Source organism: Bradyrhizobium sp. S69, assembly GCF_009766005.1.
Taxonomy (GTDB): domain Bacteria; phylum Pseudomonadota; class Alphaproteobacteria; order Rhizobiales; family Xanthobacteraceae; genus Bradyrhizobium.
This window is the reverse complement of record NZ_LMUK01000042.1, coordinates 283,823-286,284: the sequence shown is the minus strand read 5'-3', so window position 1 is coordinate 286,284 and position 2,462 is coordinate 283,823. Positions and strand designations below refer to the sequence as shown.

At 60.5% G+C, this 2,462-nt stretch carries 3 protein-coding genes; 1 reads left to right on the top strand and 2 read right to left on the bottom strand.

The window, feature by feature from the left end; translation table 11 throughout:
* A partial coding sequence (locus tag GSQ88_RS35310) for a hypothetical protein (RefSeq protein WP_210253861.1) occupies positions 1-238 on the top strand: 238 nt, incomplete at its 5' end.
* Between the two features lie 213 nt (positions 239-451).
* On the opposite strand, the gene GSQ88_RS21480 is transcribed toward GSQ88_RS35310, so the two are convergent.
* A complete protein-coding gene (locus GSQ88_RS21480) occupies positions 452-1,354 on the bottom strand; it encodes a hypothetical protein (protein WP_246784901.1) in 903 nt (300 codons plus the stop codon).
* Positions 1,355-1,369: 15 nt separating this feature from the next.
* The gene (locus GSQ88_RS21475) at positions 1,370-1,993 is read right to left on the bottom strand and encodes a DUF1287 domain-containing protein (protein WP_159009752.1); all 624 of its coding nucleotides are present in this window, start codon (positions 1,991-1,993) and stop codon (positions 1,370-1,372) included.
* Positions 1,994-2,462 lie beyond the last annotated feature (469 nt).

Below are 2,462 nucleotides of genomic sequence, written 5' to 3'. Positions count from 1 at the left end.
ATTTCGTCCTTTCAGGTCGCCTCAGCTGGCGATCTGCCCAGCATTCATCCGGTATCGTCCGGGTGTGGTCATGCGCAACCGTCCCTCGATGTCCGCCATGTATCCCAGCGCGATCAATCTGGCGCTGTGCGCGGCCGGGATCGCGGGCGCTAAGCCATTTACAGGCACGTTACCGACCGTAAGCAGGGAGGCAAATTCTTCACCGGTGAGCGCTGTCGGTTCTGATGCCATGGCCTAAGCATGGACCGCTTCGACGATCCAGTGTGATCAATTTTGCTCAGACCCAAAAATTTAGGCGGCCTCAGAAACGGCCCCAGCGAGGGACATCGCCGGGGCAGCTTGGGAGGTTGTTCGTACCGCTAGGGAAAACGGTTTCGGCGAGCGGAAAGATGGTGGGTTACTGCTGCGCCTAACCACCCCTTTGAGCTTTGTGTCGAATGTGGCTTCCATCTCAAGAGTCAAGTTTGACGATCCCATACGGATTGAATTTAAAATCGTCCTGTTCGTAAGAACGATCGTCGATCAAGCGTGCATCATACGCCCGCAATGCCGCATCGATTCCCTGTTTAACGATCTCGTCGGCGACGTCATCCATGATGGCGACGATCTCGCGCTCGCTCCCACGCGATTGGGGAACGTGGACATCTGGCAGCCCGGCCAGATGGAAGCCCACGCTTTCGAGATAATTTCCCGAAGATAATGGCCGCTTGGCGAACGCCCATCGGCAAACGCGGCTCTGCGCCAACCCATGATCGTGCTCCATCGCGGCAGCACCCATGCCGATCAGTTCTCGCCATCGGTGCAGCCCGTGGGCGACGCCCGCGCTTTCCCCCTTGACCGCGACAGCCCCTGCCTTGATCAACCAGTCGATCAGGAATAGAGCGCCGATCGAAACCGCAACGGCGTCGTCCTGTGCCATGCGCGGGCCGACCACATAAAGCACGGATTGGTGACGGCGGACGGCTTCCTCATCTGCCGTTGTCCAGGCGTCAGGCTCGACGCGATCCCAACACACCGAGAATGATCGGCTCATCTGTTGATCCGGCTCGGCCTGAGAATACGCCTCATCGATGCTGAACCCGGTGGCGAACTTGGCAATCGCGGCATTGGCCGCCTCTCGGAGCGGTTGCAGGTCGCGATCCCCACCCAGGATGCACAGGATATGGCGCGGCTTTACGGATGACCGACCCGTATAGGCCACCGCTCCGTCGTGCGCGACGGGAGCCGCTTTCGAGCCGCCGGCGATAAGGTTCTTCAATCTGGAAAACATCGGCCGGACATCTTCTTTCTGATTGATATTTTTTGTAGCGCCCCGTTGAGCGTCGATCGCGAGGCAAGCGCCGCGCTGATTCACAATCAGGACACGGCGCTAGACCGGTGCAAATCGATAATGGCCGGTGCGCGGAAAGTCGAACAGCGTATCGTCCTCGCGCGCGCCCTGCCCGATATTCTGTATCACCATCGGGCGGCCGGGCGCCGTTTTCGAAAAGCCGGACGAGACGATGACGATGTGCGCCAAATTGCCGGGCAGCATCTGGGTGACGAGATCGCCCGCTTTATAATCCCCGACGGCTTCGCTCACCGGCAGCCCCGCGCCCTTGCGCCGAAAATAGCTGGCGAGATTGGGCACGCGGCGGTGGTCGATATTGGCATCGGGCGCCTTCATGCCCCAATCCCTCGGATAGGCGGAGAACTCGGCCGCCATGTCTTCGTGCACGCGCTTCTGAAGATCGAGACCAAAGGCCGTGCGATACGCGCGGATCACCACATCGGTGCACACGCCGCGATCGGCGGGAACATCGCCGCCGGGATAGGGAATGCGCCGATAATTGGGATCGTAGAGGGTGGTGACGCCGATCTGCTTCCTCGCGGCGTCGACGAGGCTGAGGGCCCAAGCGGGCTTTTGTGCTTGCGCCTCCACCCTTGCCGATCGGCTTGCCGCCAAGCCAAAAAGCCCGAGTTGCAGGGCAGCGCGGCGCGTGACTGGTTTCATCGCAAGCACTCGTCCTCGAGCAGGTTCGGCAGCGCCATAGCCAGTCCTCATGGGTACGCGGGCCGTCATCGGCGAGCGGCCACGCCCGTACGGGCCCAAGGAACACGCCTTTTTCATGGAGCGAAACCGCCAACGGCGAAGGCGCGGATCACCCTTGGTCGGGGACTACCGGGATTACGATGACCGTGCTGGACCGCACCCGTAAGTGAGACACGGCAATTGCCACGCCCCTTCACATCTTCACGAAATTTCTGATTTTCCGAAATTATCCTTGACTCTTGACCCAAATCACCTGCTTATTCCCTGCCATCCCGTCCCGAGAGAGGGGGCGTTGGCCATCGTCACTGACGTTGGGACGGGGAGCGGTGGACGCTGATGCGCTTTTGACGAACGGCGCGTGACGCGGACGGCAAAGTCGTGTGGTCCTGACGCCCCAATGGCAGGTGTCAAATTCGTGATGATGCTTCGC